Below are 23,856 nucleotides of genomic sequence, written 5' to 3' on the forward strand. Positions count from 1 at the left end.
GCATGAGTCGATAATCACGGTTTGCCCACGGCACAATTGCCGCACTTTTGACAGAAACAACTCCATGGCCCAATACGTCTATTCCATGAACCGTGTCAGCAAGATCGTGCCGCCGAAGCGGCAGATCCTGAAGGACATTTCGCTCTCTTTCTTCCCTGGCGCCAAGATCGGTGTGCTCGGTCTCAACGGCTCGGGCAAGTCCACGCTGCTCAAGATCATGGCGGGCGTGGACAAGGAGATCGAGGGCGAGGCCATTCCCATGCCGGGCCTGAAGATCGGTTATCTGCCGCAGGAGCCCCAACTCAACCCCGAGCACACGGTGCGCGAGAGCGTGGAAGAGGCCATGGGTGAAGTGTTCGCCGCCAAGGCCAAGCTGGAAGAGGTGTACGCCGCCTACGCCGAAGAGGATGCCGACTTTGACGCGCTGGCCGCCGAGCAGGCGCGCCTGGAGGCCATCATCGCTACGGCCGGCACCGACTCCGAGCACCAGCTCGAAATCGCCGCCGACGCGCTGCGCCTGCCGCCCTGGGACGCCAAGGTCGGCGTGCTCTCGGGCGGTGAAAAGCGCCGCATCGCGCTGTGCCGCCTTCTGCTGTCCAAGCCCGACATGCTGCTGCTCGACGAACCCACCAACCACCTGGACGCTGAATCGGTGGACTGGCTGGAGCAGTTCCTGCAGCGTTTCCCTGGCACCGTGGTGGCCATCACCCACGACCGCTACTTCCTCGACAACGCGGCCGAGTGGATTCTCGAACTGGACCGCGGCCACGGTATTCCGTACAAGGGCAACTATTCCGACTGGCTGCTGCAGAAGCAGAACCGCCTGGAGGCCGAGCAGAAGGGTGAGGAAGCCCGCGCCAAGGCCCTGAAGAAGGAACTGGAGTGGGTGCGGCAGAACGCCAAGGGCCGCCAGGCCAAGAGCAAGGCACGTATTGCCCGCTTCGAGGAGCTGAGCGATTACGAATACCAAAAGCGCAACGAGACGCAGGAAATCTTCATTCCTGTGGCCGACCGCCTGGGCAGCCAGGTCATCGAGTTCAAGAACGTCAGCAAGTCCTTCGGCGACCGCTTGCTGATCGACAACCTGAGCTTCAACATCCCGGCGGGCGCCATCGTCGGCATCATCGGCCCGAACGGCGCTGGTAAATCGACGCTGTTCAAGCTGATCGCCGGCAAGGAGCAGCCGGACAGCGGTGAAGTGGTGATCGGCCAGACCGTGAAGATGGCATTCGTGGACCAGCACCGCGACGTGCTGGCCAATGAAAAAACCGTCTGGGAAGACGTCTCTGGCGGTCTGGACATGCTCAACATCGGCAAGTTCCAGATGGCCAGCCGCGCCTATTGCGGCCGCTTCAACTTCAACGGCGGCGACCAGCAGAAGAAGGTGGGCATGCTCTCGGGCGGCGAGCGCGGACGCCTGCACCTGGCCAAGACCCTGATCCAGGGCGGCAACGTCCTGCTGCTCGACGAACCCTCGAACGACCTCGACGTGGAAACCCTCCGCGCGCTGGAAGACGCACTGCTTGAATACGCAGGCACGGTGTTGGTCATCAGCCACGATCGCTGGTTCCTCGACCGTATCGCCACGCACATCCTGGCCGCCGAAGGTGACAGCCAATGGACCTTCTTTGACGGCAACTATCAGGAGTACGAAGCCGACAAGAAAAAACGCCTGGGTGAAGAGGGCGCTCGCCCGCACCGCATGCGCTTCAAAGCACTCAAGTAGAAGTACGATAGGAGACCCGCGAACAATCCACCCGCCTGCAACAAAATGCAACAACCAGCTCCCGGTTCACGGACGGTGTTTCGTGCCTGCGTCGTCAACGCGGTGCGCGAGGGCGAGTCGCTGATGCAGCAGTTGGTGACGGTGACGCGGGGGGCGCTGGCCACTCAGGAAAGCGAGTTGCGCGACATTGCGCGGCGCAACCTGGCCAGCGATGCGCTGCGCCTGCTCAACCAGCACGAGGCAGCGCTGCTCAAAGGCTACCCAATGGCGCTGCTGGAGGTGTTTGCGGACGGCCCGGAGCCAGCGCGCACCACCAAGGCCGATGCCACCGGGCTGGATTTTGGCGAGCTCTCCCTGGTGGATGACGACGAAGTGCAGGCGCAGGTGGAGCTTTCACGCGCCCAGCAACTGGCCGTGCATGCGACCGAGGCGGTGCTTTCCGAGCTCAACGGCCTGGTCAGTGCGGCCCAGGGGCTGCGCCGCGTGCACCCTGAACGCAATCCGCTGCGTCCAGAAAACTACATTCGCGCCCTGCAGCAGGTCATTGCCGATACCGGCGTGGCCTCACCCATTCGCGAAGCCTGGATGCAGCCCATGCGCACACAGTTGGGCAGCCTGCTGGTGGATGTTTACAAGCGCGCGGCGCAAAGCCTGCGCGACCAGGGCGTGCAGCCTGTGGGGTTTGGAGCTGCGCCGGGGGCTTCAACGGGCTACGGCCCAGCGGGACGCAGCGCCTATGGCAATGCCTACGCCGCCCCGGGCAGCCAGTGGGGAGGCGCTCCCAGTGGCCATGGCGGCAGCTATGGCGGCGGTACAGGCTATGGCCCGCCCACCGGATACGGCCGCACGGGGTGGGCCGCGGCCGATCCCGGCATGGGGGGGCTGGCTTCCGAGGCGGAGGAGGCCTTGCTTACCGTCGGCATCTTGCGCCAGATGTTGGCCGGAGGGGGCGATCCCTTTGAGTCGGTGCGCGCGCCGATGCCGATGGCTCCAGCCGGCATGACAGGGCGGCGCGGAGGTGAGGCGGCACCCTATTCCACGCAGGGCGCGCCCATCAGCGGCCATTACGCGCCCATGAATGTGTCCGCCGCCGAGGCCATGGAAGACATCGCCCAGCTGGAACGTCTGGTGGGGCGCTTGGCTGGCAGCAGCCAGCCTGGCTATGTCCCCAGCGGGCACAGTGCCCCGCGCAGTCTGTATGGGGTGAGCTATGGCGCGGCAGAAGAGGCATCTCCAGCACAGGCGGCTGAAGTCGTTGCGCGCATGGTGGAGAACATCGCTCAGGATTCTCGCCTGCTGCCGCCGGTGCAGCAGGCCGTGCAACGCATGGAGCCAGCCATTCGCCAGCTGGTGCGTTATGACGTGCGCTTTTTCAGCGACGCCAACCACCCCGCGCGCAGACTGCTGGACGAAGTGACCCAGCGCAGCCTGGCCTACACCGACGTCAACGCCTCCGGGTTTCGCAGCTACATGCGCCTAGTGCAGCAGGCAGTGGATCATCTGGCCCAAAAGGAAATTACCAGCGCCGCCCCCTTTGAGGCCGTGCTCAAGGCCCTGGAGTCGGCTTGGGCGCAGCAGGAGAAGAAGCTGCAGGCCCGACGGGAAGCCGAGCAGCAGGCACTGCTGCAGGCCGAGCAAAGGGAAATGCTGGCAGAGAAGATTGCTGCCAACATCCTGAAGCTCTCGGGTGTCGGCCACGTGCCTGCGGACATCATGGACTTTGCCACCGGCCCCTGGGCCCGCGTGGCGGCTCAGGCCCAGGTGCAGCAACCCGGTGCGGCAGATGGCGACCCTGGCGGTTACCTGGCCTTGATCCCGGAGCTGTTCTGGAGCGTGCAGCCCGCCTTGGTGGGCACCGACAAGGATCGCCTGATCGATGTCATTCCCTCCATGTTGGCCAAGCTGCGCCAGGGGCTGCAGTCCATTGACCACCCGGTGGAAGAGACCAACGCCTTGATCGAGCGGCTGGTGCTGTTGCACCAGCAGGTGCTTGATGCCGCCGAGCTGGCGTCCCAGCAGGCAGCGCTGGATGTGGATCCTTCGTCGGACACTGCCGAGGCCATTCTGGAACAGGAAGCCACATCGAGCGTGGCAGGTCTTGACGTCAACCTCGAAGACTCGGCGCCAGAGGCGAGCCCGGAGCAAGAGGTCGATGAAGACCCTTTCTACATCGGTGCCTGGGTCGATCTGGTGACCAATGGCAAGGTGGTGCGCACCCAGCTTACCTGGGCCAGCCCGCACAACACCTTGTTCCTTTTTACCGGTGCAGACGGCAGCACCCAGTCCATGACCCGACGCATGCGCGACAAGCTGGCGGCCGAAGGGTTGTTGCGCGTGCTGCCGCGCCAGCATGTGGTGGATCGTGCCATCGGCGCCATGGCCAGCGCCCGTCGCAGCAAGCGCCCAAGCAACACCCGAAAATAATCAGGCGTCGGGAACTTTCTTGCGCACCAGCTGAATGTGGTTGCGCAAGGCATACAACTCATCGGCATAGGCCAGCGGAACGCTCACCTTGAGTACCTGCGCATCCAGTGCGTCCAGTGCCTCGATGGCCGCGCTGGCAGGCATGCGCCCGGCGGCCATGTCGTCTTCCACACTGCGCAGCCGTCCATACCAGCGGAACACCCGCGAACGCACGCGGAACTGGTACAGCGGCGGCACGACGCGCGAGAGCGGCAGCATGACGGCGATCAGGATGCCCAGCACCAGCCACATGCGCTCGATCAGATTGGCCAGCCAGAATGGCAAGTAGCGCTGCAACAGCGGCACCGGCTCGTTGATGGCGCGGTCGGCCTCGGGTGCGATGGGCAGCTCGTTATTGCGTGTGCCCGGAAACTCGCGTGCCCGGTTGAACCAGCCCGCGCCCCCATGCAGACCCTGGGCGCTCTGGGCAAAGAGCTGCAATAGGGCGGGGTGGGTGCCCTCGCGCGCCAGCAGGGCGGTGGTGGACGCCACCAAGCGTACATCGGCAGGGGGCACGTTGGTCGCCAGATCCACCACGCCCCGGGGCAGGGTGACGGGCGTGAGAAACGGAAAGCGCCGTCCATAGGCCTCGTTTTGCGGAAAGTCCATCAGACGCACGCCTGGGGTCTGCAACAGCATCTGCACCATGGGCGATTCGGGGGCCGAGGCAAACACCAGCACGTCGATGTCGCCCGCCAGAAAAGCCACCGTGGCCGGTGTCTGCTCCAATCGCGACACGTTCAGCGCCTGGGTGTCAAGGTGGTTGGCTTCGAGCAGCTTGTCGATCAGCGTAGGCACGCCACTGCCTGCACTGCCCACATTCACGCGCAGGCCCTGCAATTGGGGCAAGGCGTCGAGCCGTCCGGAAGGCGACACGCGGCGCGCGGCTTTTTCACGATAGAACAGCCACAAAGGCTCGACAAACAGGCTGCCCAGCGAACGCAACTGTTCACGGTCTTCAGGCTGCAGCACGGCGGTGCCACCCTGCACAAAGGCCAGGTCGGCGTGGCCCTCGCGCAGAAGTTGCAGATTGGTCAGCGAGCCCTCGCTGGGCAGCAACTGCACCGTGATGCCTTCCACAGCCAGCGCCTGCTGGTAGCGCTTGCCAAATTCCTCGTAGGCACTCTGCGCCGGGCCGGTGGCCAACACCACGGTCTTGGGCGGTGTGGGTTGAAGCCACCAGTAGGCCAGTGCCAGCAACAGCACCGGCAGCAAAGCCAGCGGCCCGGCGGACACGATCATGTCGCGCAGCGAGAGCAACGAGTTTCGGAAGGCCTGGGACATGAGGTTGGAACGCGCTCTCAGCCAAGATCTGCCATGCACGGAAGAAGCAGCCCCTCGGGCGTGGTGATGCCGCGCGCAGCCTGCACCGCACGCAGCGTGGCGCGGGCCGTGGCCTCGGCGGCCAGCGCGCACAGCAGCAGCATGCCGGGGTTCCTGCCCGCCAGGCCCGTGCCCAGGGTGAACAGCGTGTCGCCATCGAGCTGGGTGTGGACCGGGTTGATGCTGCGCGCCAGGCCATCGTGCGCGGCAACGGCCAGACGGTGCGCCTGCGCCTTGGTGATGACCGCATCGGTCGCCACCACGCCAATGGTGGTGTTGGTGCCCGCCAGCAGCGACTGTGCCAACTCGCCGCGCAACAGCGCACGCCGGGTATCGGCCAGGCGCAATCCATCGGCGGTGCGGGCGCCCGCCACAGGTTGCGCGGTGTCGGGGTCGATCACATCGCCCACCGCGTTGCAGGCAATGAGCGCGCCCACGGTCACACCATCGACCGTGACCGAAGCGCTGCCAATGCCGCCCTTCATGGCCCGCGCCATGCCGAACATCTTGCCCACGCTGGCCCCCGTGCCCGCACCGACATTGCCCTCGGCCGGGTCGGCGCGCGAGGCGGCGGCGCAAGCGGCGTGGCCAGCCGCCGCATCGGGCCGGATGCGCATGTCGCCCACCATCAGATCGAACAGCACGGCCGAAGGCACGAGCGGAAGCCGGCCTACGCCAATGTCCAGCCCCACGCCTTGCTCTTCTAGCCAGCGCACGGCGCCCGTGGCGGCCTCCAGGCCCCAGGCGCTACCGCCCGAGAGCATCACGGCATGCACTTTTTCGACCAGGTTGCAGGGGTCGAGCAGATCGGTTTCACGGGTTCCAGGCGCTGCGCCGCGCACGTCCACCCCGGCCACGGCACCCTCACGGGCGATCACCACGCTGCAGCCCGTGGGGCGGCGCGTGTCGGTGAAATGTCCCACCTCGATCCCAGCCACGCGGGTGATGCTGCCAGGATCGGTGGCGCTGCTCATGCCTTGGCGCCCTGGTGGTAGCTGCTGAACACGCGCGTGCTGCCGTCGCGTGCCACCAGCAGCACATCGTAGGGGTCGCGCCGGTTGCCGTACACCGGGCCGTCCATGCCGGGTGATCCCACCGGCATGCCCGGCACCGCCAGGCCCAGTGCGTTGGGCTTTTGCTGCAACAGGCGGCGCACGTCTGTGGCGGGGACATGGCCCTCGATCACATAACCGCCGACCAGGGCAGTGTGGCAGGAGCCCAGCTTTTGTGGCAAGCCCAGGCGCGCGCGGGCGCCGGTGTTGCCGATGTCGTGCACCTTGAACTGGAAGCCGGCGGCTTCCATGTGGGTCACCCAGTCATGGCAGCAGCCGCAGCTGGGGTCCTTCCAAAGTTCCACAGGCGTGCCTTGGGGGGCGGCGGCCTGGCTCCAGCGGGGCAAAGTGATGGCCGCCACACCCGCCCCCAACAGGGGCAGGGCGGTGGTCAGCCACTGGCGGCGGGGCTGGGAGCGCAGGGAAGGGCGAGGTTGGGATGGCATGGCGATCCTTGGGGCGTTCAATGGAGAGGAAATCCGAAATGGCGCGCTACAGACATTGTGCGGCATCTCCCTCGATCGGAGCCGCTGCGGCGCGCAAAGGTTCCGTCCGGTGGCTCAAGTGCCGGTGTAGCGCCCAGGCCGGTGGTTCAAGGCCAGCACCAGGTTGAGCGCCACGGCGCCCACCACCGACCAGGCCACGCGCAGGGGCTCTACCGTCCACAGGGCCAGCAGCACAATGCAGCAGTCCACCGCCATTTGTACCTTGCCTGCACGCCAACCGTAGCGGTCTTGCACGTACAGCGCAGCGATGCCCACCCCGCCCAGGCTGCAACGGTGGCGAAACAGCGCCAGAAAGCCGGTGCCGGTGATCAATCCCCCGGCAATGGCGGCGTACAGCGGTTCGATGCGTGCCATCTGCAGCCACTGGTGCTGCCACTCGGTCATCAGCGACAGCAGCAGCACCGCCACAAAGGTCTTGAGCGTGAATTCGCGCCCCAGCTTGCGCAGCGCGAGCCAGTAGAACGGCAGGTTGAGCACGAAGAAGATCTTGCCGAAGCCCACGCCAGTGGCGTAGTGCAACAAAAAGGCCAGGCCCGCCGTGCCGCCGGTCAGCAAGCCTGCACTGGTGAAGAACGCCACGCCCACGGAAATCATCAGCACGCCGGTAAAGATGGCTACCACGTCTTCGGTGGCGCTGTGGGGCTCGGCGGCGGGAGGGGTGGGCGCGGTCATTGGCGGCGTGCAATAGAAAAGCGGGGGGAGAGGAATTGGAACACGGTTGCACTACCGCCCCACCGATGTCGGCAGCCTACCCCGCGTGCAATTCCCCCAGCGCCTGCCGGATCACGCTGATGCCGCCACTGATGGCCAGGCTCGCCATGATGGCTGCCACCGCCAGGTCGGGCCAGGCGGCGCCGGTGCCAAACACACCCAGCGCGGCCGCCAGCACGGCCAGGTTGCCCAGGGCGTCGTTGCGCGTACACAGCCAGACGCTGCGCATGTTGGCGTCACCCTCGCGCCAGGCGTACAGCAGCACGGCCACGCCCAGGTTGGCCGCCAGGGCCAGCAGGCCGATGGCACCCATGGTGATGGGCTCGGGCGGCACGCCCTGCAGCGCACCCCAGGTCACGCGCGCAATCACGAACACGCCAAAGGCCAGCATGCTCGCGCCCTTGAGCAATGCTGCGCGCGCGCGCCAGGCGGTGGCCATGGCCAGTACCCACAGCGACACGCCGTAGTTGGCCGCATCGCCCGCAAAGTCGATGGCGTCAGCCAACAGCGCCGCCGAGCCCGACTGCACGCCAGCCCCCAGCTCCACAACAAACATAGCAGCGTTGACGAGCAGCGCAATCCACAGAATCCGGCGGTAGCGCGGATCGGCGCTGGGGGGTGGGCTGCTGCAGCAGCCGCCATGGCAATGGGCGGACATAGGGGTTTCTCCAGAACAAGCGATCGATGGCATGATTGGAAACCCTCAAGCCACTTCAAGGTCAAGCATGTCTGCGCCAACCCCCCACCATCGTATCGGCGACGCAGCCCGCCGCTCGGGCGTGACGGCGGCCAACATCCGCTACTACGAGAAGGAAGGCCTGCTGCCCGCCGGTGTGCGCGCCGACAACAGCTACCGGCTCTACAGCGATGCCGATGTGCACCGTCTGCGCTTCATCCGCCTGTGCCGGGCCATGGACATGTCGCTGGACGAAGTGCGCTCGCTGCTGTCGCTGGACCTGCGCTCCAAGGCCGACTGCGATGCCGCCTGCACCACCATCGACGCCCACCTACAGCATGTGCGCGAACGCCTGCAGGAGCTGCAGGCGCTGGAGCGCAGTCTGCTGGATCTGCGCAACGGCTGCGACGGCACAGGCGCGCACTGCCGCATCATCGAAGCGCTGCATGCCCAGGCAGATGCCCAACCCGGTGGCGAGTCTCCACGGCCTGGTGGCCCCTTGCGGCATGTTTGATTTGCTACTATATTGATAGCTGATTGCGCTTGTTGAATAAGCGCTAGAGCCATATTTCATTCAGATATTCTGTCGCCCGCTATCATCCTCCCCATGCTGCACCGCCTTGCACCGCCAGCCCTGCATGCCCGCCTGTGGATGGCTCTGCAGCGCCGTGTGCTGGCCTGGGGGCGCATGGTGTATTTGGGAGCGGTGGTGCTGGTGCTGGCACTGTCGCCATCGACCTACGCCCACCCAGCACGGCGCAGCCTGATGCAGCGCATCTATCTGGAAACAGCCCCCATCCTGCCGGGCTTTACGGTGCTGGCCGCGCTGCTGAGCCTGGTGCTCACACGCATTGTGGTGGTCACGGCGCTGAGCTATGGGCTCACCGCCTATGCGCTGGAGATGGTCATCCGCGTGCTGGTGCTGGAGCTCATCCCGCTGACGGCGGCGCTGTTTGTTGCCTTGCGCTGCACCATTCCAAGCGGCGCGGCGCTGGCCCAATTGCGCCATGCGGGCCATCTGGACGCTCTGCGCCGCGCCGGTGCCGACCCGGTGCGCGCCGAACTGTTGCCGCGCGTGGCTGCTGGGGTGTTTGCCTGCATCACGCTGGCGGCACTGTCCTGCGTGGTGGCCCTGGTCATGGCCTACCTGGGGGTGTACGGTTTCAATCTGGCGGGCTTGCCCAGCTATACACGCATGTTCGGCCAGGTGTTTTCGCCTGCGGTGACACTGGTTTTTGGCATCAAGACGCTGCTGTCCAGCCTGGCCGTGGCGGTGATCCCTCTGGCCTCTGCCCTGTACGATGAAGGCGAAGCCCTGTCGCAGCAAAGCGAGTTGGGCGGCCTGGCGCGCATGTTTGCGGTGCTGCTGCTGATCGAAGTGGCCTCGCTCGTGGGCAACTACTACTGAGAAGGTATGAACGCCACCCCACCGACTGAGAAGGTATGAACGCCACCCCACCGTCCCCACCCCCGCCTGCGCCCGAAGCGCTGCGCCCGGTCGCACACCTCGAACTCAAGGCCGCCGCGCTGCTGCTGTTCACGCTGGCACTCATCGTCGGCTCGGTGATGTACCTGCTGTATGCGCGCGGCGCCTTTGAGCCCACCCAGACCCTGGTGCTGGTTGCCGACGACTCCGAGGGCGTGGTGGTGGGCATGGACATGACGTTTTCTGGCTTTCCCATCGGCCGGGTGCGCCGCATTGAATTGGCCGACGAAGGCAATGCACGCATCGTTATCGATGTGGCGCGCAAGGACGCGCACTGGCTGCGTGTCTCCAGCGTGTTCACCCTGGTGCGCGGCATGGTGGGGGGCACGGCCATTCGCGCGTATTCGGGCCTGCTCAACGACGACCCACTGCCCGATGGGGCCGTGCGCCCGGTGCTGCGCGGCGATGCCACGTCGGAGATCCCGCAGCTCATGGCCAGTGCACGTGAACTGCTGGGCAACCTCAATGCGCTGACCGCACAGGACGCCGCCCTGGCCAGCAGCCTGGCCCAGGTGCGCACGCTGACCGAGCGGCTCAATGCCCCTGGCGGCGCATTGCAGGTGCTCATGGGCAATGCGCAGGATGCAGGCAAGGTGCTGGCGGCGCTCGACCGCACCAACGCCTTGCTCACCCGCATCGACGGCCTGGCCGCCAAGACCGACACCCAGCTGTACGGTCCTGGGGGCCTGATGCCCCAGGTGCAGGCCAGCGTCGCGCAGCTGGGTGGCTTGCTGGCCGACACCCGCGCCACGCTGAAGAAGGTGGACGCCGTGCTGGCCGAGGCCCAGGCCGTCGGCGCCAATGTGCGCGAGGGCACGGCCGATCTGGGGGCGCTGCGTGCCGAGGTGGAGTCCAACCTGCGCAAGATCGACCAACTGGTGGGCGACATCCAGCGCAAATGGCCGTTTGCCCGCGATACGGAAATCACGCTGCCATGACTGCGAACGCCATCCCCTGGACGAGGCGCACAGCCGCCGCTGCCACCCTGTGTCTGCTGCTGGCAGCATGCTCCAGCCAGCCCCCAGCACCCGCGTGGCAAATGGATTCGCATGGCGCATCGCAGCGTGCGCTGGAGGCCTACCTCAGCGGGAACCAACGGGTGGCGACACTGGAATGGCAGCACGCCCGCCAAGCCATTGCCCGCACTGGCCAACCCTCACGCATGGCACGGTTGGAGCTGCTGCAATGTGCCGCACAAACTGCCAGCGCCATGCCCTGGGACTGCCCTCGCTTCGAGGCCCTGCGCACCGATGCTGCCGGGCCAGAGCTGGCCTACGCCGCCTATCTGGCTGGCCAGACGCTGGACCCCATGCAGGCCGCGTTGTTGCCACCCGCACAGCAGGCCCTGGCCCTTGCCACCACGGACGCTGCGGCCGCTGCCCACGTCCTGCAGCTTTCTGACCCGCTGGCGCGCCTGGTGGCGGCCGGGGTGTTGCTGCGCCGGTCCCAGGCATCGCCAGCGGTGGTGCAGGCAGCCGTGGACACCGCGTCGCAGCAGGGCTGGCGCAGGCCCTTGCTGGCCTGGCTGGGGGTGCAGCGGCAGTGGGCAGAGCAGGGCGGTCAACCCGATGTCACCGCCCGCATTCGGCGCCGCATGGATTTGGTGGAGCAGGGCGCTGCGCCCTGAAGACGGCCCTCCACACCACGCCCACACTTGCCATGGTCAGCCCTGAGCCAGCGAACGGCGCCCGCGCATCGACAGGGGCTTTTGCGCGGGCAGGGTGGTTGCGTCTGCGCTTTGCCGATGCGGCGCTGGAAGCCGACTTTCGCCGCTACCACCTGGCAGAGTTTCTGCCCCGCATGCGAAAGTCGCTGCCGGTGGCTCTGGCGCTGTTCCTGGCCTTCGCAATGCTGGATGCCTTGAGCCTGCCGCCGTTGGTGCGCGACGGCGTGCTTGGCTTGCGGCTGGGCGGCATCGTGCCGGTGCTCGCGCTGACCTGGGTTGCCTTGTACGTGCGCAGCCTGCGTGAATGGCTGCAATGGCTGGTCAGTGCTTCGGCGCTGGCGAGCGGACTGGGGATCGTGGGCATCATCTGGGTCGCTCGGGTGCACGCCTTCGGCTTGCCTTATGAAGGCATCATCCTGGCCACCTTCTTTTCCTATTTTTTGACCGGGCTGCGCTTTGTGGCTGCCTCCCTCTGCGGGTGGCTGGTGTTCCTGGCCTATGTGGCCATGGAGCTTCACGTCGGCCTGAATGGCGACACACTGTTGTACAACGCGTTTTTTCTGGCCACTGCCAACCTGATTGGATGCTTTGGAAACCATTTTCTGGAGCAAGCAGTACGTCAGAATTTTTGCTCCATGGTGCAAATGCACAAGCTCGCCGAGCGTGATTTCGTCACCGGACTGCTCAACCGCCGCGCCTTCAGTACCAGGGCAACAGGCATATGGCGCGAGGCCCTGCGGGATGGGCGCAGCATCGGCATCGCCATGGTGGATGTGGACCACTTCAAGCACTACAACGACCATTACGGCCATGCGGCCGGTGACGTGGCCTTGCAGTCGGTGGCCCATGTGATTGCCGAGCATGCCCGCAGACCGCTGGACGCTTGCGCCCGCTATGGCGGCGAGGAGTTTGTGGTGCTGTGGTACGACGTGGACGCCGACCATGCCATGGCCCTGGCCCAGCGCATGTGCCAAGCCGTGCAGGCGCTGGGTTTGCCGCATGTGGCCTCGCCCACCGCAGGGGTCGTGAGCATCAGCGTGGGTCTGGTATGCACTGCGGTGCACAACGCAGCCCAGTGGGACGCGGCCCTGCGCGCTGCGGACCAGGCCTTGTACCAGGCCAAACAGCAAGGGCGCAACCGCGTTTGCGCGGCCGACCCCCGCACCGCGGCGGGCGGATGACCGCCAGCCCTGGCTGTGGGCTGCGTCGGACAGCAGGGTTAATGCCAATGCGCAAGCGCTCGCAATATCTGGATACTTTTTCGCGCACGACCGTTCGTTTTTGACCTGCATCACCATCCCCAGGGCGCGGTTGTGCATCCCAGTGGCAGGGATGGCAGACCAATCACCACGACGAGAGGGAATCCTGATGCGTACTTTGGGCCTGAACATTTCTCGAATCCGTCCGCGCCGCTGGGCGATGGGCGCTGTGGCACTGCTGGGGGCGCTGGCCACAGGGGTATATGCCACCAACTATTCGCTCTGGATCAATGGCCGCACCGGAGGCGGCCAGCCGGGCAACCATGCCGACTTCACGTACTGGGGCCCTGCCAGCACCGAGGCGGGAGTCAACAAAAAGTCGGTCAACTGGGACGGCTACAACCGCATTGCCGACCAGAACTACCGCATCCGCGACGCCCTGGACTGCTACTGCACCGGGCAGAACTGGTGCTACATCGCCGCGCACAGTGCAGGCAACCTGCAGATCGGCTATGCGCTGTCGCTCTACGGGGGATCGGCCCGTTACAAGAAGAACGCCACGCCCAATGCCTCGGGCGTGTGCGGCAACACCGATGGCAGCACCCAAACGGGCTGGAACATCAAGTGGGTCAACGTGGCTGCCGGGGCCGCCGGGGGCAGCGAGCTGGCCAACGTAGGCAGTTGGGCGGTGTCGGACCCGCTCACGTCCGACCTCAAGACGGCCACCGCACGCGCCATGTACGACCACAACCAGACCCGCGCCAAGTGGTTCTACATGTATGCGGGCGCCAAGGGCACGCTCTACTCGGGCATCCTGCCGGGACAGGACGATGAGGCCGTGGCCTACCACTCGGCCGGCGGTGTGTCGGGCAGCGGTGGCGCTGGCTTCTGCAACCCCTCGGACTGGTTTTGCAACGATCTGACCCTGGGCACAGCGGCGAACGAGGGTGGGCGCGCGAAATGGGCTTACCACAGCGTCCAGTTCCGGGACGACAGCGAGTCCCTCGACCACTACACCCGGGGCAACTGGGGCGGGGTGGTCTCCAAGGTGCGCGCCGACATGGCCGCCAACGCCCGCTGACCCTGCGGACACCCGGTGGCATCGCGGGCATGGATTGCGGCGGGCCTGGCCGCCGCTGCCGTAGGTGGGGCATGGTGGTGGTTGGCGGCCGACGGGGCCTCGGCGGGCGGGGCAGGGGCTGCCGCCAGCGCAGCGCCCTCGTCCGCCATGGCTTCAACCCTCGCCACGCCGGGACAGGCTGATGCGTCGGGCCCGCCCACGCCCGGCGCGCAGGCTCCCCTGAGTGCTGCAGGGCAACAGGCCCAGGCCGAAAAACTGCGCTTGTGGCAAGCCCGCTACGAGCGCGCGGAGCAGGTGTATGCCAGCTACCGCGACGCCACACGCTACCCGCACGAGTCGCGTCCCCTGGCGGATCACCCCGACCAGGTGCGCCCTTTCGATCCGGTGACGGAAGAAACCCCTTTGCGCGATGCCAAGGGCGATGTCGTCAAGGGCGTGCGGCTACGCACCACCCAGGATCGGGTCTTCCTCAGCGGTACCGACGTGGCCCGTTTTTCCATCGAGGCCCTGAACGAAGAAGGCCAGCGCCTGCCGCTGATCGTGCGCGGCGCAGCAGCCCAGTCGGTCCCGGACACGCGCACGCCGGTGCCGCTGATCCAAACCGACCTGGCCTTTGCTGACAACGGCACCGGTGCCGATGCGCTGGCAGGCGACGGCGTGCATAGCGCCTTGCTCAGCCCTGCACAGCAAGGCTTTGGTCAGTACGACGGCACCATCCGCATCCTGGCCCAGGTGGCTGCGCAGGGGCGACAAGGGGTGGCGCATTTCGACGTGGTGTACGCACCCGCTGTGCCCGCCACTTGGCTCGGGGTGCGGGAGGCGGTGGAGGGCGGTTCGCTCCACTTTTACCTCAAGGCGCAGGTGCGCACGGCAGGTCGATATGTGGTCAGCGGCCGCGTGGACGATGCGCAAGGCAAGCCATTTGCCCTGGTGCAGTTCAACCAGGAGTTGGGCTCTGGTGAGCAGGAAATGCGTTTGCAGGTGTTTGGCGCACTGATACGTGACAAGGCACCCGCCTTTCCGCTGCGCTTGCGCGACGTGGAGGGCTTTCTGCTGATCCCCGACCGTTTTCCCGACCGCGCGCTGATGCCGCGCTGGGCCGGTTTGGTGCACCAGAGTGTCAGCTATCCGCTCGCGCGCTTTTCGTCCGATGAATGGAGCAGCGAAGAGCGCGATCGCTACCTGGCCGAATATGCCCGCGACGCCGAAGCGGCCCGCCGCGAGGTGGATGCGCTCACACGCCGGTCAATTGAAGCCAAATAGTGCTCTGGCGCCCGCAAATCAAGCGTCAGATGCTATTAAATAGATAGCAAATGTTTGGCTTGGCACCATGGTCAGCGCAAGCCTGCACCGGTTTCACTGTGCTGCCGCTGGATCAACTCGATCTTGTAGCCGTCCGGGTCGGTCACAAAGGCGATCACCGTGCTGCCGCCCTTGACCGGCCCCGGTTCGCGCGTGATGTTGCCCCCGGCAGCACGGATGCGCTCGCAGGCGGCATAGGCGTCGGGTACCCCAATGGCGATGTGGCCATACGCGGAGCCCATGTCATAGCTCTCTACGCCCCAGTTGTAGGTCAGCTCGATCTCTGCCTGGCCGGGGTTGCCGCCGTCAAAACCCAGGAACGCAAGCGAATATTTGTATTCAGGGTTCTCGGACTGGCGCAACAACTGCATGCCGAGCACCTGGGTGTAGAAGTCGATGGAGCGCTGGAGATTGCCAACGCGCAACATGGTGTGCAGGATTCTCATAGGCCCATTGTGCCGTGGGATGCAATGTATGGTTGGGCGCTGTGGTGATCCACGACGCAGCCTGTGCCGTTGGTCCTGGATCACTTCAATGACTAGATACGATGTATATTATGTTAAATAGTAAAAACAAGGAGATCTGGGTTTTCCGTCGTCGCCAGGCCTGATCCAACCACGCTGCCCCTCATTCCCTCGAAAAGATGGCGTGCTGCGTCTTGGTGGCACGCTCGTACTGGCGCGCAATGCTCCCACAGACCAAATCGCACAACGCGTAGACCGATTCATCAGCAATGCTGTAGTACACGCTGGTGCCACGGCTCTCACGGCGTACCAGGCCTTGCTGGGTCATCAGGGACAAATGTCGGGAGATGTTGGCTGCCGTGTAGCCGCAGAGTTGGGCCAGTTCACCGACATTGCGTTCGCCTTCACGCAAAAGGTTGAGGATGCGCAGGCGCGTGGGCTCTGCCAACGTCTGGAAGTAAGCGGCGACCTGCTGCAGGGCTTCTGGCGGGAGGTTTTTCATCGGAATATTCCTAGTGCGGGCGCTGAAAGGCACCCGCAGACATCGCTGTCACAGGGTTGCCATGATACATCGTTTGACTAATTAGCTGTTTGGCTAAATAATTCAGTCAACAAATGTTCTGCAACGCATCGCGAAGGAGATTGCAATGACTTCCTGGCAAGTGGTCCGCCTGTTGGCGGGTACCTTCATCCTGCTGTCCCTGGCCCTGGGTATTCCAGGCAGTCCGCTGTTCATGAGCCAATGGTGGCTGGCGTTCACCGCCTTTGTAGGCGCCAACCTGCTGCAAAGCGGGTTCACCAAGTGGTGCATGCTGGAAAACATCTTGCGCAAGCTGGGCATCCAGCCGGGCTGCTGATTGCCGATGGCTTCGGACATGGGTTCCGAGACCGGCACTGACGCCGCCCCCATCCTGGTGGACGTTCGTTCACCCGGAGAGTTTGCTTCTGGCCATGTCGAAGGAGCATTGAACTTGCCCCTGGATCGACTGCAGATTGACGCACCCAAGGCTTTGCCAGACCCGACTGCCGAGGTGCTGCTGTACTGCCTGTCCGGAGCCCGCTCGCAGATGGCCATGGTGTGGCTACAGCAAATGGGCTACACCGGCGCACGCAACGGAGGCTCCGTGGGCATGGTGGCCATGCAGATGGGGCGTGCCATTCAACGCAACTGATACCTCCAAAGGATAGCCATGAGCGAGAGCAACGTCCGCATCACCCTGCGTCAACAGCAGGACTACCAGTTCCAGGTCGATTTTGGTGAGGGGATTCCACCCCTGCTGGCCGACGAGCCCACGCCACTGGGCTCGGGGCAGGGCCCCTCCCCCGTGCAGCTGCTGGCGGCTGCCGTGGGCAACTGCCTGTCCGATTCGCTGCTGTTTGCCCTGCGCAAGTTCAAGCAGACGCCCGAACCATTGCACTGCACCGTGGACGCCGAGATCGGCCGCAACGAGCAAAAGCGCCTGCGCGTGCTCAAGATGACCGCCGCCCTGCACCTGGGCGTACCCGCCTCTAGCCTGGAGCACCTGGACCGCGTGCTTGACCAGTTTGAGGCCTATTGCACGGTGACCCAGAGCGTGGGCCAGGGCGTTTCCATTGAAATGCAAGTGTTTGACAGTACCGGCAAGCGCCTCAAGTGACCCTGCCAGGCAATCTCCATACTTCAACCAGAAAGGAAAACCATATGAAACACAATGCTGGATCTCTGGACCGCATCCTGCGCATCGTCGCCGGTTTGGTGCTGATCGGCCTGGCCGCCACAGGCACGGTGGGCGTTTGGGGCTGGATCGGTGTGGTGCCGCTGGCCACGGGCCTGTTCGGCTTTTGCCCGGCCTATACGTTGCTGGGCATCAACACCTGTCCGATGAAAAAGTAAAACACGTACTTCTCTTGGTAAAAATGGCTTGTAGCGCTCTATCCACGGGCGCTACAAGCTATTTTTTTTATAGCAATTCTCAGCCGCAAGTACAACCGCAGCCGCATCCCTGCGCTGCATTGGCGGCAGGCGCAGCGCCCTCCTCCTGCGTCTGGCGGCTGCGCAGGCCCAGCTTGCGCAGCAGTTGCAGGTCGGCGTTGGCGTCCGGGTTGCCGGTGACGAGCAGCTTGTCGCCGTAAAAAATCGAGTTGGCCCCGGCCAGAAAGCACAGCGCCTGCACCGCCTCGCCCAGTTGCTGGCGCCCGGCCGACAGGCGCACGCGTGCTTTGGGCATGGTGATGCGGGCCACGGCAATCATGCGCACAAAGTCCAGCGGGTCGATCGGCTCGCTCTCGGCCAGCGGTGTGCCGGGCACGCGCACCAGGTTGTTGATGGGCACCGAATCCGGGTAGGGGTTCAGGTTGGCCAGTTGCGCAATCAGCCCGGCGCGGTGCACCGGCGCCTCACCCATGCCCACAATGCCGCCGCAGCACACGCGCAGGCCGGCGTCGCGTACGTTCTGCAAGGTGTCCAGCCGCTCCTGGTATTGGCGCGTGCTGACCACGTCCTGGTAGTACTCTGGCGCGGTGTCCAGGTTGTGGTTGTAGTAGTCCAGCCCGGCGGCCTTGAGGGCCAGGGCCTGGTCCGGCTGCAACATGCCCAGCGTGGCGCAGGTTTCCAGCCCCAGACCTTTGACGGCAGAAATCAGGCCGGCCACTTTGTCGATGTCCCGGTCCTTGGGGGCGCGCCAGGCGGCGCCCATGCAAAAACGGGTGGCGCCCGCCTGCTTGGCGGCCTGCGCGGCCTGCAGCACCTCGTCCACCTCCAGCATTTTTTGGGCTTTGACGCCGGTGTCGAACTCGGCGGACTGCGGGCAATAGCCACAGTTTTCGGGGCAGCCGCCGGTCTTGACGGACAACAGCGTGGCCAGTTCGATGTCGCCCTCGGGGGGGTGATCTCACTTTCCGTGCAGCGAGCCTGGTTAGGCGCCTAGGGTTAACCCGCATTTCCTCTTCCCGTCTGGAACTTTTAGGGGCGATTCCGTAGACTTCGGCAGGCTCGCCGCTGCGCTGGCCATGGGAGGACCAGCTTGCCTAGCCATTACCTGCGTTTCGTTGGGTCCGGGACCCTACCAAGATCGCTGTCCAAGCGGGAAGTCGAGGAGTGCTTTGGGCTGAGTGCTGAGGACATTGAGGAATTGCGTCCACCCCGCTTCAGAGGGACCGCTCGCCTTGGTGCGGCGGTTCAACTCGTGATGCTCCGTGCTACGGGGCGGCATCCCGATGCTTTCTCTGGTCTCCCGCCTGTCCTGCTGCGGTGCCTGACCTCCGCGCTTGGCATGCACGCGACGGATATCGCATCAGTGACCTCCCTGTACAAGGACAGGGACACGCGCTACGCGCACCAACTCTGGGCTCGGGAACGGGTCGGCTTTGCGGTTGTAGATGACACTACCAAATCGCTTCTAGCCGATGCTCTCGGAGAGCTTTCTGCATCAGCGGTATCGGTGGATGACTTGGTTCACCAAGCAGAACATTGGCTCTTTGATCGTCGAATTGTGCTGCCTGGAGACAGGACGCTGCGCGACATGGCACGCGCAGCCTTTGCCGACCAAGAGCGCTCCGCCATCACAGCAATTCGTACTGGTGTGCCACCCAGGCAAGTGCAGTCGGCGCTTTCTCACGCGTTTTCAAAGCGATCTGGACCTGGCGGCCACACCGTGCTGGAGTGGCTGCGTATGCCTGCGGGAAAGCATGGGCAACTCACGCTGAGCGAGGTTACCAAGAAGATCGAGTGCCTCAAGTCACTGCAGGTCCACAAGTGGAAGTTGTCGGCGATCCCATTGAATCGTCTCAGAGCGTACAGCCAGGAGGTGATCAACCGCCCTCCGTCCGCGACGAAGGTGCTTTCTGAGGATGAACGCGATCTGCGCATGGTTGCCTTTTTGCATGTCGCCCTGTTGGACTACACGGACATGGCTGCGGATATGGGTGCGCGATGCCTCACAGATCTCTATCGCAAGGCATCAGGCAAGGTGCTGAAGAAGCAGGCCGAAAGTTCTGTGGATCTGCGTGCTGAGCGCGTCAGGCTAAAGGACATTCTTTACGACACGAAGTTGACCGACACGCAGATCGTTGAGGCGATGCGCGACCTAGTTCCTCAATCCGAGGACAACTTTGCCGGGACTCGGGCTCAATTCGTTCGAGAAACGCTGGTGAAAGAACAGGCGCCGCGTGTCTCGGCCCTACTCAATTCCCTCGGGATTCTGGAGGTCAAAGGTGAGGAAACGGACAAGGCGCTCAAGCAGCTGAAGACGCTGCGCGATTTGGCCAGGCGCGGCATCACCAGCCTTCCCGAAGGATTTGACGTGTCGGTTGCGGATCCGGGGTGGCATTCACTGCTGGAGGCCCCTGATCGCAAGATCGCTCTTGCAGCGCTCAAAGCTAGTGCAGCGACTTCCTTGCGCAAGGCGATCAAAGGCGGGAAGCTGTGGCTGGAACACAGCAGCCGCCATCGCAGCCGCGCCGACCAACTGATACCCAAGGAGCAATGGGCGGACAAGCACAAGTCCTTGATTCGTGCGCTGAGCCTTACCGACAATCCTGAGAAGTTCTTGAAACGCGTGTTGGAACGGGTCAACGCAGGCATCTGTCAACTTGCACAAGCCGTTGAAGAGGGCAATTTGACCATCGACAGCCAGGGGCACATTCACATTGCCCCGATCCAGGCCTTGGAAGTCGAGCCTCAGGTCACGAAGACACGCGAAAGCATGTTCAACATGATCGGCAATGCCCAGTTTGGCAACATGCTGGTCGAGATCGATGCCAAGACTGGTTTCAGCCAAGCCCTGCTCGGCCGCATGGCCAAAGATGTCGGTGAGCTGAAGGCCGTCTACGGCGCCCTATACGCACATGGAACGGAAAACAATGCGAAAGGCGTGTGCGCGATGATCCCTGGCTTGCAGGTGTCTCATATCACTATGGCGATGCGTGCGACAGAAGCCAGCGGTCGCCTGAGGGATGAACCGCCCCGGGTTTTGAGGAGGCTCCAACACTTGAGAAGATGGAGCTATGAACAAGTCACCGAAGTTCTCCCCGGAAGTGCGCGAGCGCGCCGTGCGCATGGTGCAGGAGCACCGAGCCGACTACCCGTCGCTGTGGGCAGCGATTGAATCGATTGCCCCCAAGATTGGCTGCGTGCCACAGACCTTGAACGACTGGGTCAAGAAGGCCGAGGTCGACAGCGGCCAGCGCCCCGGCACCACCACCTCGGATGCGCAGCGCATCAAGGAACTGGAGCGTGAGGTCAAAGAATTGCGCCGGGCCAACGACATCCTGAAGACGGCCAGCGCGTTTTTCGCGCAGGCGGAGCTCGACCGCCGACTCAAGTCGTGAAGGCCTACATCGACCGCCACCGTGATGACTACGGGGTCGAGCCCATCTGCCGGGCGCTGCAGATGGCCCCGTCGTGTTACTGGCGCCACGCAGCCCGGCAACGCAACGCGCAACTGCGCAGTGCACGCGCCCAGCGTGACGAGGGTTTGAAGGCCGACATTCAGCGCGTGTGGCACGCCAACTGGCAGGTCTACGGAGCCGACAAGGTCTGGCTGCAGATGAACCGCGAGGGCATCGTGGTGGCGCGCTGCACGGTCGAGCGTCTGATGCGTGCCATGGGCTTGCAAGGGGCACGCCGTGGCAGGGCGGTGCGCACCACCACGCCGGATACCTCGGCCCCGTGCCCGCTGGACCACGTCAACCGGCACTTCCATGCCAGCCGTCCCAACGAGCTATGGGTGTCGGACTTCACCTATGTCTCCACCTGGCAAGGCTGGTTGTATGTGGCCTTTGTGGTGGATGTGTACGCTCGGCGCATCGTGGGCTGGCGCGTCAGTCGCAGCATGCAGACGGACTTCGTGCTCGATGCCCTGGAGCAGGCTCTGTACGAACGCCAGCCAGCGGCCCATGTCTTGACGCACCATTCCGACAGGGGCAGTCAGTACGTCAGCATCCGCTACACCGAACGCTTGGACCAGGCGGGCATACAACCTTCGGTGGGCAGCAGGGGAGACAGCTATGACAACGCGCTGGCCGAGACCATCAACGGTCTGTACAAGGCCGAGTTGATTCACCGCCGGGGACCTTGGAAGACCAGGGAATCCGTGGAACTGGCCACCCTGCAATGGGTGCACTGGTTCAACCACGTCCGACTGCTCACGCCGATTGGGGGCATCCCTCCGGCAGAAGCTGAGGCAAACTACTGGAGGCAACTCGCCGCCAGCGACACCTCGACAAAGGTGTCAACTTAAACCAACCGGCCTCCTCGATACCCGGGGCGGTTCACAGGTGCCTCGGCAGCCAACTCATCAACCTGCTTTCGCACCGTCTGAACATTGGCTCGACGCTCCGCGCGCTCGCGACTGGAGGTCTGCGCGGCGCTTTCGCGTCGTACCCGCACCAAAGGTGGAGCATCCCGCTCGATCCGTTGGAATTTCTCGGGATTGATTCTCGTGAGCACGTCGTCATAAACGAGGCCATGCTGGATCCTTTGGATCAGGCTTCGCCCACGGGTCTTGGTCCGGTTGAAGGCGCGGCGCAGGCTGTCCAGTTCACTTTGGTCGATAAACACCGTGCGCCCATCCAGGCGCATTTCTGTTTTTTTCCCAATGGCAAGAATGTCTGCCTGCTGTACTAGTGACAGGGCCCGCCAAACCGTGTCGAGATCTTTGATAAGGCCAAGCCCGTCACCAGGCAGATCAAAGATGCTCGATGCCAGTCTCAATGCGACGTGAGCGGCCGCGTCCTGCGGGTCGCTTGGCAAATCGCTACGGGCGCCGTCTTCGTAGATAACGGTCGTGAAGCGACCATGCTTTGGCTTCAGGTAGCGCTTTGTGTGTGGATTCGCATGTATTGGATACATGATGATCCTGTTTGCCAGGATGGTCGCCAGCAAGGGCCACTCCGATTCGGGTCTTGCTTGCCATAGCTGCATGTCCCGGTCGATGGGTTGGAACGTCTTCAAATACAGCTTCTGCGCGGGCTCGCCGTTCTCGGTCGCTGCTTGCAACTTGAACTGCGCCTCCATCACGTCATTGCCACTGAGAATCTGCTGCCCCTCGGCTATCGCTCCCACCTCGGTTTCCATAGCTGTGCCCCTCCATGAATCGCTACCCAATGGTAGGCCATGAACTTCATGGTGAAATCACTCGCACCATGATTGACTCTTTGCACCTTCCAGCCCTGCGCGGCGGCCTGTTTGCACTGCTGGCAGCAGCCCTGTTCGGCATCAGCACGCCTTTGGTGCAAAAGTTGGGCGCCGGATTGGGCGCCTTCAGCACGGCGGCGCTCCTGTACGCAGGAGCGGCCCTGATCGGGGCACTGTCGCTGCGGACTGCTGCGCATGAAGCGCGCGTGCAAAGGTCCGACATTCCGCGCCTTCTGGCGATGGCTGGCTTTGGCGCGGCGCTGGGGCCGGTAGCCCTGGCCTGGGGCCTGCAGCACACGAGCGGGGCCAGCGCATCGCTCATGCTCACGTTGGAGGCGTTGTTCACCGCGACGCTGGCATGGTGGCTGTACAGCGAAACCATGGGCCGCAGCGTGTGGGTCGCCATGCTCTTGCTTCTCGCAGGAGGAATGGCTCTCGTTCTGGACCAGGGCCTGCAAGGAGGCGTGCAGCTGCTGGGGCTGCTGGCCGTGCTGCTGGCCACCGTCGCCTGGGGGGTGGACAACACCTTGTCCCGTGGGCTGGCTGAGCGCGACCCCAGCCAGGTGGTGATGGCCAAGGCCACCTTGGGAGCCACAGCGACGGCAGCATTGGCTGCTTCGACTGGGGAGCCTTTGCCTTCGTTATCCGCAGCACTTGGACTTCTCGCTGTTGGAGCCACGGGCTACGGCCTGAGCCTGCGCTTTTACCTTCTGGCCCAGCGGGCGTTTGGTGCGGCGCGCACGGGCTCGGTGTTCGCCTTCGCGCCCTTCATTGGCGCTGCCGCGGCCTTCGGCTTCGGGGAACGCTCCTCCGGATGGCTGATGCTGCTGGGTGGGACGCTCATGCTGGTCGGCGTGGCGCTGCACCTGGCGGAGAGCCATGGGCACGAGCACACGCACGAAATGCTGGAACATGAACACGCCCACCGCCACGATGACGGACACCATTTGCACACCCACGACGCGATGCCACAGGGCAGCCACAGCCATTCACACGTGCATGAGGCGATGACGCATGCCCACGCGCATGCACCCGATGTGCATCATCAGCACGTCCACTGAACCCTCTATGGCAGCGATGGCGATAC

At 64.3% G+C, this 23,856-nt stretch carries 24 protein-coding genes, 1 pseudogene and 1 other annotated feature; of the genes and pseudogenes, 16 read left to right on the forward strand and 9 right to left on the reverse strand.

From position 1 onward, the window contains the following. The first annotated feature begins 64 nt into the window (after positions 1 to 64). Both ettA and GWK50_RS09225 read left to right on the forward strand, forming a co-directional pair. Positions 65 to 1,726, forward strand: a complete 1,662-nt coding sequence (gene ettA, locus GWK50_RS09220) for an energy-dependent translational throttle protein EttA (protein ID WP_162016233.1) — start codon at positions 65 to 67, stop codon at positions 1,724 to 1,726. Between the two features lie 45 nt (positions 1,727 to 1,771). Beyond that, positions 1,772 to 4,150: a DUF1631 family protein gene (locus GWK50_RS09225; RefSeq protein ID WP_162016234.1), complete on the forward strand. Its 2,379-nt coding sequence runs from the start codon at positions 1,772 to 1,774 to the stop codon at positions 4,148 to 4,150. On the opposite strand, the gene GWK50_RS09230 is transcribed toward GWK50_RS09225, so the two are convergent. From GWK50_RS09230 to GWK50_RS09250, 5 genes are all read right to left on the reverse strand, one after another. Beyond that, entirely contained in the window at positions 4,151 to 5,473 is a 1,323-nt protein-coding gene (locus tag GWK50_RS09230; RefSeq protein ID WP_162016235.1) for a TAXI family TRAP transporter solute-binding subunit, read from the reverse strand. A gap of 17 nt (positions 5,474 to 5,490) precedes the next feature. After that, the gene (locus GWK50_RS09235) at positions 5,491 to 6,486 is read right to left on the reverse strand and encodes a P1 family peptidase (RefSeq protein WP_162016236.1); all 996 of its coding nucleotides are present in this window, start codon (positions 6,484 to 6,486) and stop codon (positions 5,491 to 5,493) included. Next, positions 6,483 to 7,010, reverse strand: a complete 528-nt coding sequence (locus tag GWK50_RS09240) for a DUF411 domain-containing protein (protein WP_162016237.1) — start codon at positions 7,008 to 7,010, stop codon at positions 6,483 to 6,485. The genes GWK50_RS09235 and GWK50_RS09240 overlap by 4 nt, the downstream gene beginning before the upstream one ends. 114 nt (positions 7,011 to 7,124) lie before the next feature. Continuing rightward, a complete protein-coding gene (locus GWK50_RS09245) occupies positions 7,125 to 7,742 on the reverse strand; it encodes a YitT family protein (protein ID WP_162016238.1) in 618 nt (205 codons plus the stop codon). A gap of 76 nt (positions 7,743 to 7,818) precedes the next feature. After that, a complete protein-coding gene (locus GWK50_RS09250; RefSeq protein WP_162016239.1) occupies positions 7,819 to 8,439 on the reverse strand; it encodes a cation transporter in 621 nt (206 codons plus the stop codon). Between the two features lie 67 nt (positions 8,440 to 8,506). Between GWK50_RS09250 and GWK50_RS09255 the strand changes: the two genes are divergently transcribed. The 7 genes from GWK50_RS09255 to GWK50_RS09285 all read left to right on the forward strand — a co-directional run bounded on the left by GWK50_RS09255 (position 8,507) and on the right by GWK50_RS09285 (position 15,152). Beyond that, on the forward strand, positions 8,507 to 8,971 hold the full coding sequence (locus tag GWK50_RS09255; RefSeq protein ID WP_162016240.1) for a Cd(II)/Pb(II)-responsive transcriptional regulator: 465 nt from the start codon (positions 8,507 to 8,509) through the stop codon (positions 8,969 to 8,971). A 93-nt stretch (positions 8,972 to 9,064) separates the two neighbouring features. Continuing rightward, positions 9,065 to 9,865: an ABC transporter permease gene (locus tag GWK50_RS09260; RefSeq protein ID WP_162016241.1), complete on the forward strand. Its 801-nt coding sequence runs from the start codon at positions 9,065 to 9,067 to the stop codon at positions 9,863 to 9,865. Positions 9,866 to 9,900: 35 nt separating this feature from the next. Then, positions 9,901 to 10,881: an MlaD family protein gene (locus tag GWK50_RS09265; protein WP_162016242.1), complete on the forward strand. Its 981-nt coding sequence runs from the start codon at positions 9,901 to 9,903 to the stop codon at positions 10,879 to 10,881. Beyond that, the gene (locus GWK50_RS09270; RefSeq protein WP_162016243.1) at positions 10,878 to 11,570 is read left to right on the forward strand and encodes a hypothetical protein; all 693 of its coding nucleotides are present in this window, start codon (positions 10,878 to 10,880) and stop codon (positions 11,568 to 11,570) included. Before GWK50_RS09265 ends, GWK50_RS09270 begins: the two co-directional genes overlap by 4 nt. Positions 11,571 to 11,602: 32 nt before the next feature. Then, positions 11,603 to 12,790 (forward strand): GGDEF domain-containing protein, encoded by a 1,188-nt coding sequence (locus GWK50_RS09275; RefSeq protein WP_162016244.1) that lies wholly within the window; start codon positions 11,603 to 11,605, stop codon positions 12,788 to 12,790. A gap of 187 nt (positions 12,791 to 12,977) precedes the next feature. Beyond that, the gene (locus tag GWK50_RS09280; RefSeq protein WP_242455336.1) at positions 12,978 to 13,889 is read left to right on the forward strand and encodes a hypothetical protein; all 912 of its coding nucleotides are present in this window, start codon (positions 12,978 to 12,980) and stop codon (positions 13,887 to 13,889) included. 15 nt (positions 13,890 to 13,904) lie between these two features. Further along, positions 13,905 to 15,152 carry a hypothetical protein gene (locus GWK50_RS09285; RefSeq protein WP_162016245.1) on the forward strand — a complete coding sequence of 416 codons (1,248 nt, stop codon included), beginning with the start codon at positions 13,905 to 13,907 and terminating at the stop codon, positions 15,150 to 15,152. 71 nt (positions 15,153 to 15,223) lie between these two features. Here GWK50_RS09285 and gloA read toward each other — a convergent pair whose 3' ends face one another. Together gloA and GWK50_RS09295 are read right to left on the reverse strand one after the other, a co-directional pair. Further along, positions 15,224 to 15,637, reverse strand: coding sequence for a lactoylglutathione lyase (gene gloA / locus GWK50_RS09290; protein ID WP_162016246.1), 414 nt, complete (start codon positions 15,635 to 15,637; stop codon positions 15,224 to 15,226). A 181-nt stretch (positions 15,638 to 15,818) separates the two neighbouring features. Next, positions 15,819 to 16,157 (reverse strand): metalloregulator ArsR/SmtB family transcription factor, encoded by a 339-nt coding sequence (locus tag GWK50_RS09295; protein WP_162016247.1) that lies wholly within the window; start codon positions 16,155 to 16,157, stop codon positions 15,819 to 15,821. 145 nt (positions 16,158 to 16,302) lie between these two features. Between GWK50_RS09295 and GWK50_RS09300 the strand changes: the two genes are divergently transcribed. The 4 genes from GWK50_RS09300 to GWK50_RS09315 are packed head-to-tail and all read left to right on the forward strand — an operon-like array spanning position 16,303 to position 17,528. After that, positions 16,303 to 16,512 carry a DUF2892 domain-containing protein gene (locus tag GWK50_RS09300; protein ID WP_162016248.1) on the forward strand — a complete coding sequence of 70 codons (210 nt, stop codon included), beginning with the start codon at positions 16,303 to 16,305 and terminating at the stop codon, positions 16,510 to 16,512. An 18-nt stretch (positions 16,513 to 16,530) separates the two neighbouring features. Further along, positions 16,531 to 16,827, forward strand: a complete 297-nt coding sequence (locus tag GWK50_RS09305; RefSeq protein WP_162016249.1) for a rhodanese-like domain-containing protein — start codon at positions 16,531 to 16,533, stop codon at positions 16,825 to 16,827. 18 nt (positions 16,828 to 16,845) lie between these two features. Next, complete coding sequence (locus GWK50_RS09310; RefSeq protein WP_162016250.1) at positions 16,846 to 17,292, forward strand: OsmC family protein; 447 nt, start codon at positions 16,846 to 16,848, stop codon at positions 17,290 to 17,292. A gap of 44 nt (positions 17,293 to 17,336) precedes the next feature. After that, a complete protein-coding gene (locus tag GWK50_RS09315) occupies positions 17,337 to 17,528 on the forward strand; it encodes a DUF2892 domain-containing protein (protein ID WP_162016251.1) in 192 nt (63 codons plus the stop codon). 79 nt (positions 17,529 to 17,607) lie between these two features. Here GWK50_RS09315 and bioB read toward each other — a convergent pair. Then, positions 17,608 to 18,516 (reverse strand): annotated as a pseudogene (gene bioB / locus GWK50_RS09320) (biotin synthase BioB); the annotation flags it as partial. 141 nt (positions 18,517 to 18,657) lie between these two features. On the opposite strand from bioB, the gene GWK50_RS09325 reads away from it, so the two are divergent. Next, the gene (locus GWK50_RS09325) at positions 18,658 to 20,739 is read left to right on the forward strand and encodes a DUF4158 domain-containing protein (protein ID WP_162016252.1); all 2,082 of its coding nucleotides are present in this window, start codon (positions 18,658 to 18,660) and stop codon (positions 20,737 to 20,739) included. Next, positions 20,639 to 21,873 (forward strand): IS3 family transposase gene (locus tag GWK50_RS09330; protein WP_162014894.1). Its coding sequence is split into 2 segments (ribosomal slippage): positions 20,639 to 20,927 and positions 20,927 to 21,873, totalling 1,236 coding nucleotides; the frame shifts between segments, so codons are not numbered across the junction. Before GWK50_RS09325 ends, GWK50_RS09330 begins: the two co-directional genes overlap by 101 nt. Then, positions 20,917 to 21,033, forward strand: a sequence feature (AL1L pseudoknot). It overlaps the preceding gene by 117 nt. Here GWK50_RS09330 and GWK50_RS09335 read toward each other — a convergent pair. Beyond that, positions 21,870 to 22,709 carry a hypothetical protein gene (locus tag GWK50_RS09335; protein ID WP_162016253.1) on the reverse strand — a complete coding sequence of 280 codons (840 nt, stop codon included), beginning with the start codon at positions 22,707 to 22,709 and terminating at the stop codon, positions 21,870 to 21,872. The genes GWK50_RS09330 and GWK50_RS09335 overlap by 4 nt on opposite strands. Positions 22,710 to 22,777: 68 nt before the next feature. Between GWK50_RS09335 and GWK50_RS09340 the strand changes: the two genes are divergently transcribed. Beyond that, a complete protein-coding gene (locus GWK50_RS09340; RefSeq protein WP_162016254.1) occupies positions 22,778 to 23,830 on the forward strand; it encodes a DMT family transporter in 1,053 nt (350 codons plus the stop codon). Positions 23,831 to 23,856 lie beyond the last annotated feature (26 nt).

This window comes from Acidovorax sp. 210-6 (assembly GCF_010020825.1).
Taxonomy (GTDB): domain Bacteria; phylum Pseudomonadota; class Gammaproteobacteria; order Burkholderiales; family Burkholderiaceae_C; genus Simplicispira; species Simplicispira sedimenti.

Bases quoted from the DNA above. Each gene is read 5' to 3' on its own strand.
- GWK50_RS09280 (WP_242455336.1), top strand. From the start codon at position 12,978: ATGCGTACTTTGGGCCTGAACATTTCTCGAATCCGTCCGCGCCGCTGG.
- GWK50_RS09300 (WP_162016248.1), top strand. From the start codon at position 16,303: ATGACTTCCTGGCAAGTGGTCCGCCTGTTGGCGGGTACCTTCATCCTG.
- GWK50_RS09255 (WP_162016240.1), top strand. From the start codon at position 8,507: ATGTCTGCGCCAACCCCCCACCATCGTATCGGCGACGCAGCCCGCCGC.
- GWK50_RS09270 (WP_162016243.1), top strand. From the start codon at position 10,878: ATGACTGCGAACGCCATCCCCTGGACGAGGCGCACAGCCGCCGCTGCC.
- GWK50_RS09245 (WP_162016238.1), bottom strand. From the start codon at position 7,742: ATGACCGCGCCCACCCCTCCCGCCGCCGAGCCCCACAGCGCCACCGAA.
- GWK50_RS09240 (WP_162016237.1), bottom strand. From the start codon at position 7,010: ATGCCATCCCAACCTCGCCCTTCCCTGCGCTCCCAGCCCCGCCGCCAG.
- GWK50_RS09235 (WP_162016236.1), bottom strand. From the start codon at position 6,486: ATGAGCAGCGCCACCGATCCTGGCAGCATCACCCGCGTGGCTGGGATC.
- GWK50_RS09275 (WP_162016244.1), top strand. From the start codon at position 11,603: ATGGTCAGCCCTGAGCCAGCGAACGGCGCCCGCGCATCGACAGGGGCT.
- GWK50_RS09310 (WP_162016250.1), top strand. From the start codon at position 16,846: ATGAGCGAGAGCAACGTCCGCATCACCCTGCGTCAACAGCAGGACTAC.
- GWK50_RS09265 (WP_162016242.1), top strand. From the start codon at position 9,901: ATGAACGCCACCCCACCGTCCCCACCCCCGCCTGCGCCCGAAGCGCTG.
- GWK50_RS09225 (WP_162016234.1), top strand. From the start codon at position 1,772: ATGCAACAACCAGCTCCCGGTTCACGGACGGTGTTTCGTGCCTGCGTC.
- GWK50_RS09260 (WP_162016241.1), top strand. From the start codon at position 9,065: ATGCTGCACCGCCTTGCACCGCCAGCCCTGCATGCCCGCCTGTGGATG.
- GWK50_RS09340 (WP_162016254.1), top strand. From the start codon at position 22,778: ATGATTGACTCTTTGCACCTTCCAGCCCTGCGCGGCGGCCTGTTTGCA.
- GWK50_RS09335 (WP_162016253.1), bottom strand. From the start codon at position 22,709: ATGGAAACCGAGGTGGGAGCGATAGCCGAGGGGCAGCAGATTCTCAGT.
- GWK50_RS09305 (WP_162016249.1), top strand. From the start codon at position 16,531: ATGGGTTCCGAGACCGGCACTGACGCCGCCCCCATCCTGGTGGACGTT.
- GWK50_RS09230 (WP_162016235.1), bottom strand. From the start codon at position 5,473: ATGTCCCAGGCCTTCCGAAACTCGTTGCTCTCGCTGCGCGACATGATC.
- GWK50_RS09315 (WP_162016251.1), top strand. From the start codon at position 17,337: ATGAAACACAATGCTGGATCTCTGGACCGCATCCTGCGCATCGTCGCC.
- GWK50_RS09250 (WP_162016239.1), bottom strand. From the start codon at position 8,439: ATGTCCGCCCATTGCCATGGCGGCTGCTGCAGCAGCCCACCCCCCAGC.
- ettA (WP_162016233.1), top strand. From the start codon at position 65: ATGGCCCAATACGTCTATTCCATGAACCGTGTCAGCAAGATCGTGCCG.
- GWK50_RS09295 (WP_162016247.1), bottom strand. From the start codon at position 16,157: ATGAAAAACCTCCCGCCAGAAGCCCTGCAGCAGGTCGCCGCTTACTTC.
- gloA (WP_162016246.1), bottom strand. From the start codon at position 15,637: ATGAGAATCCTGCACACCATGTTGCGCGTTGGCAATCTCCAGCGCTCC.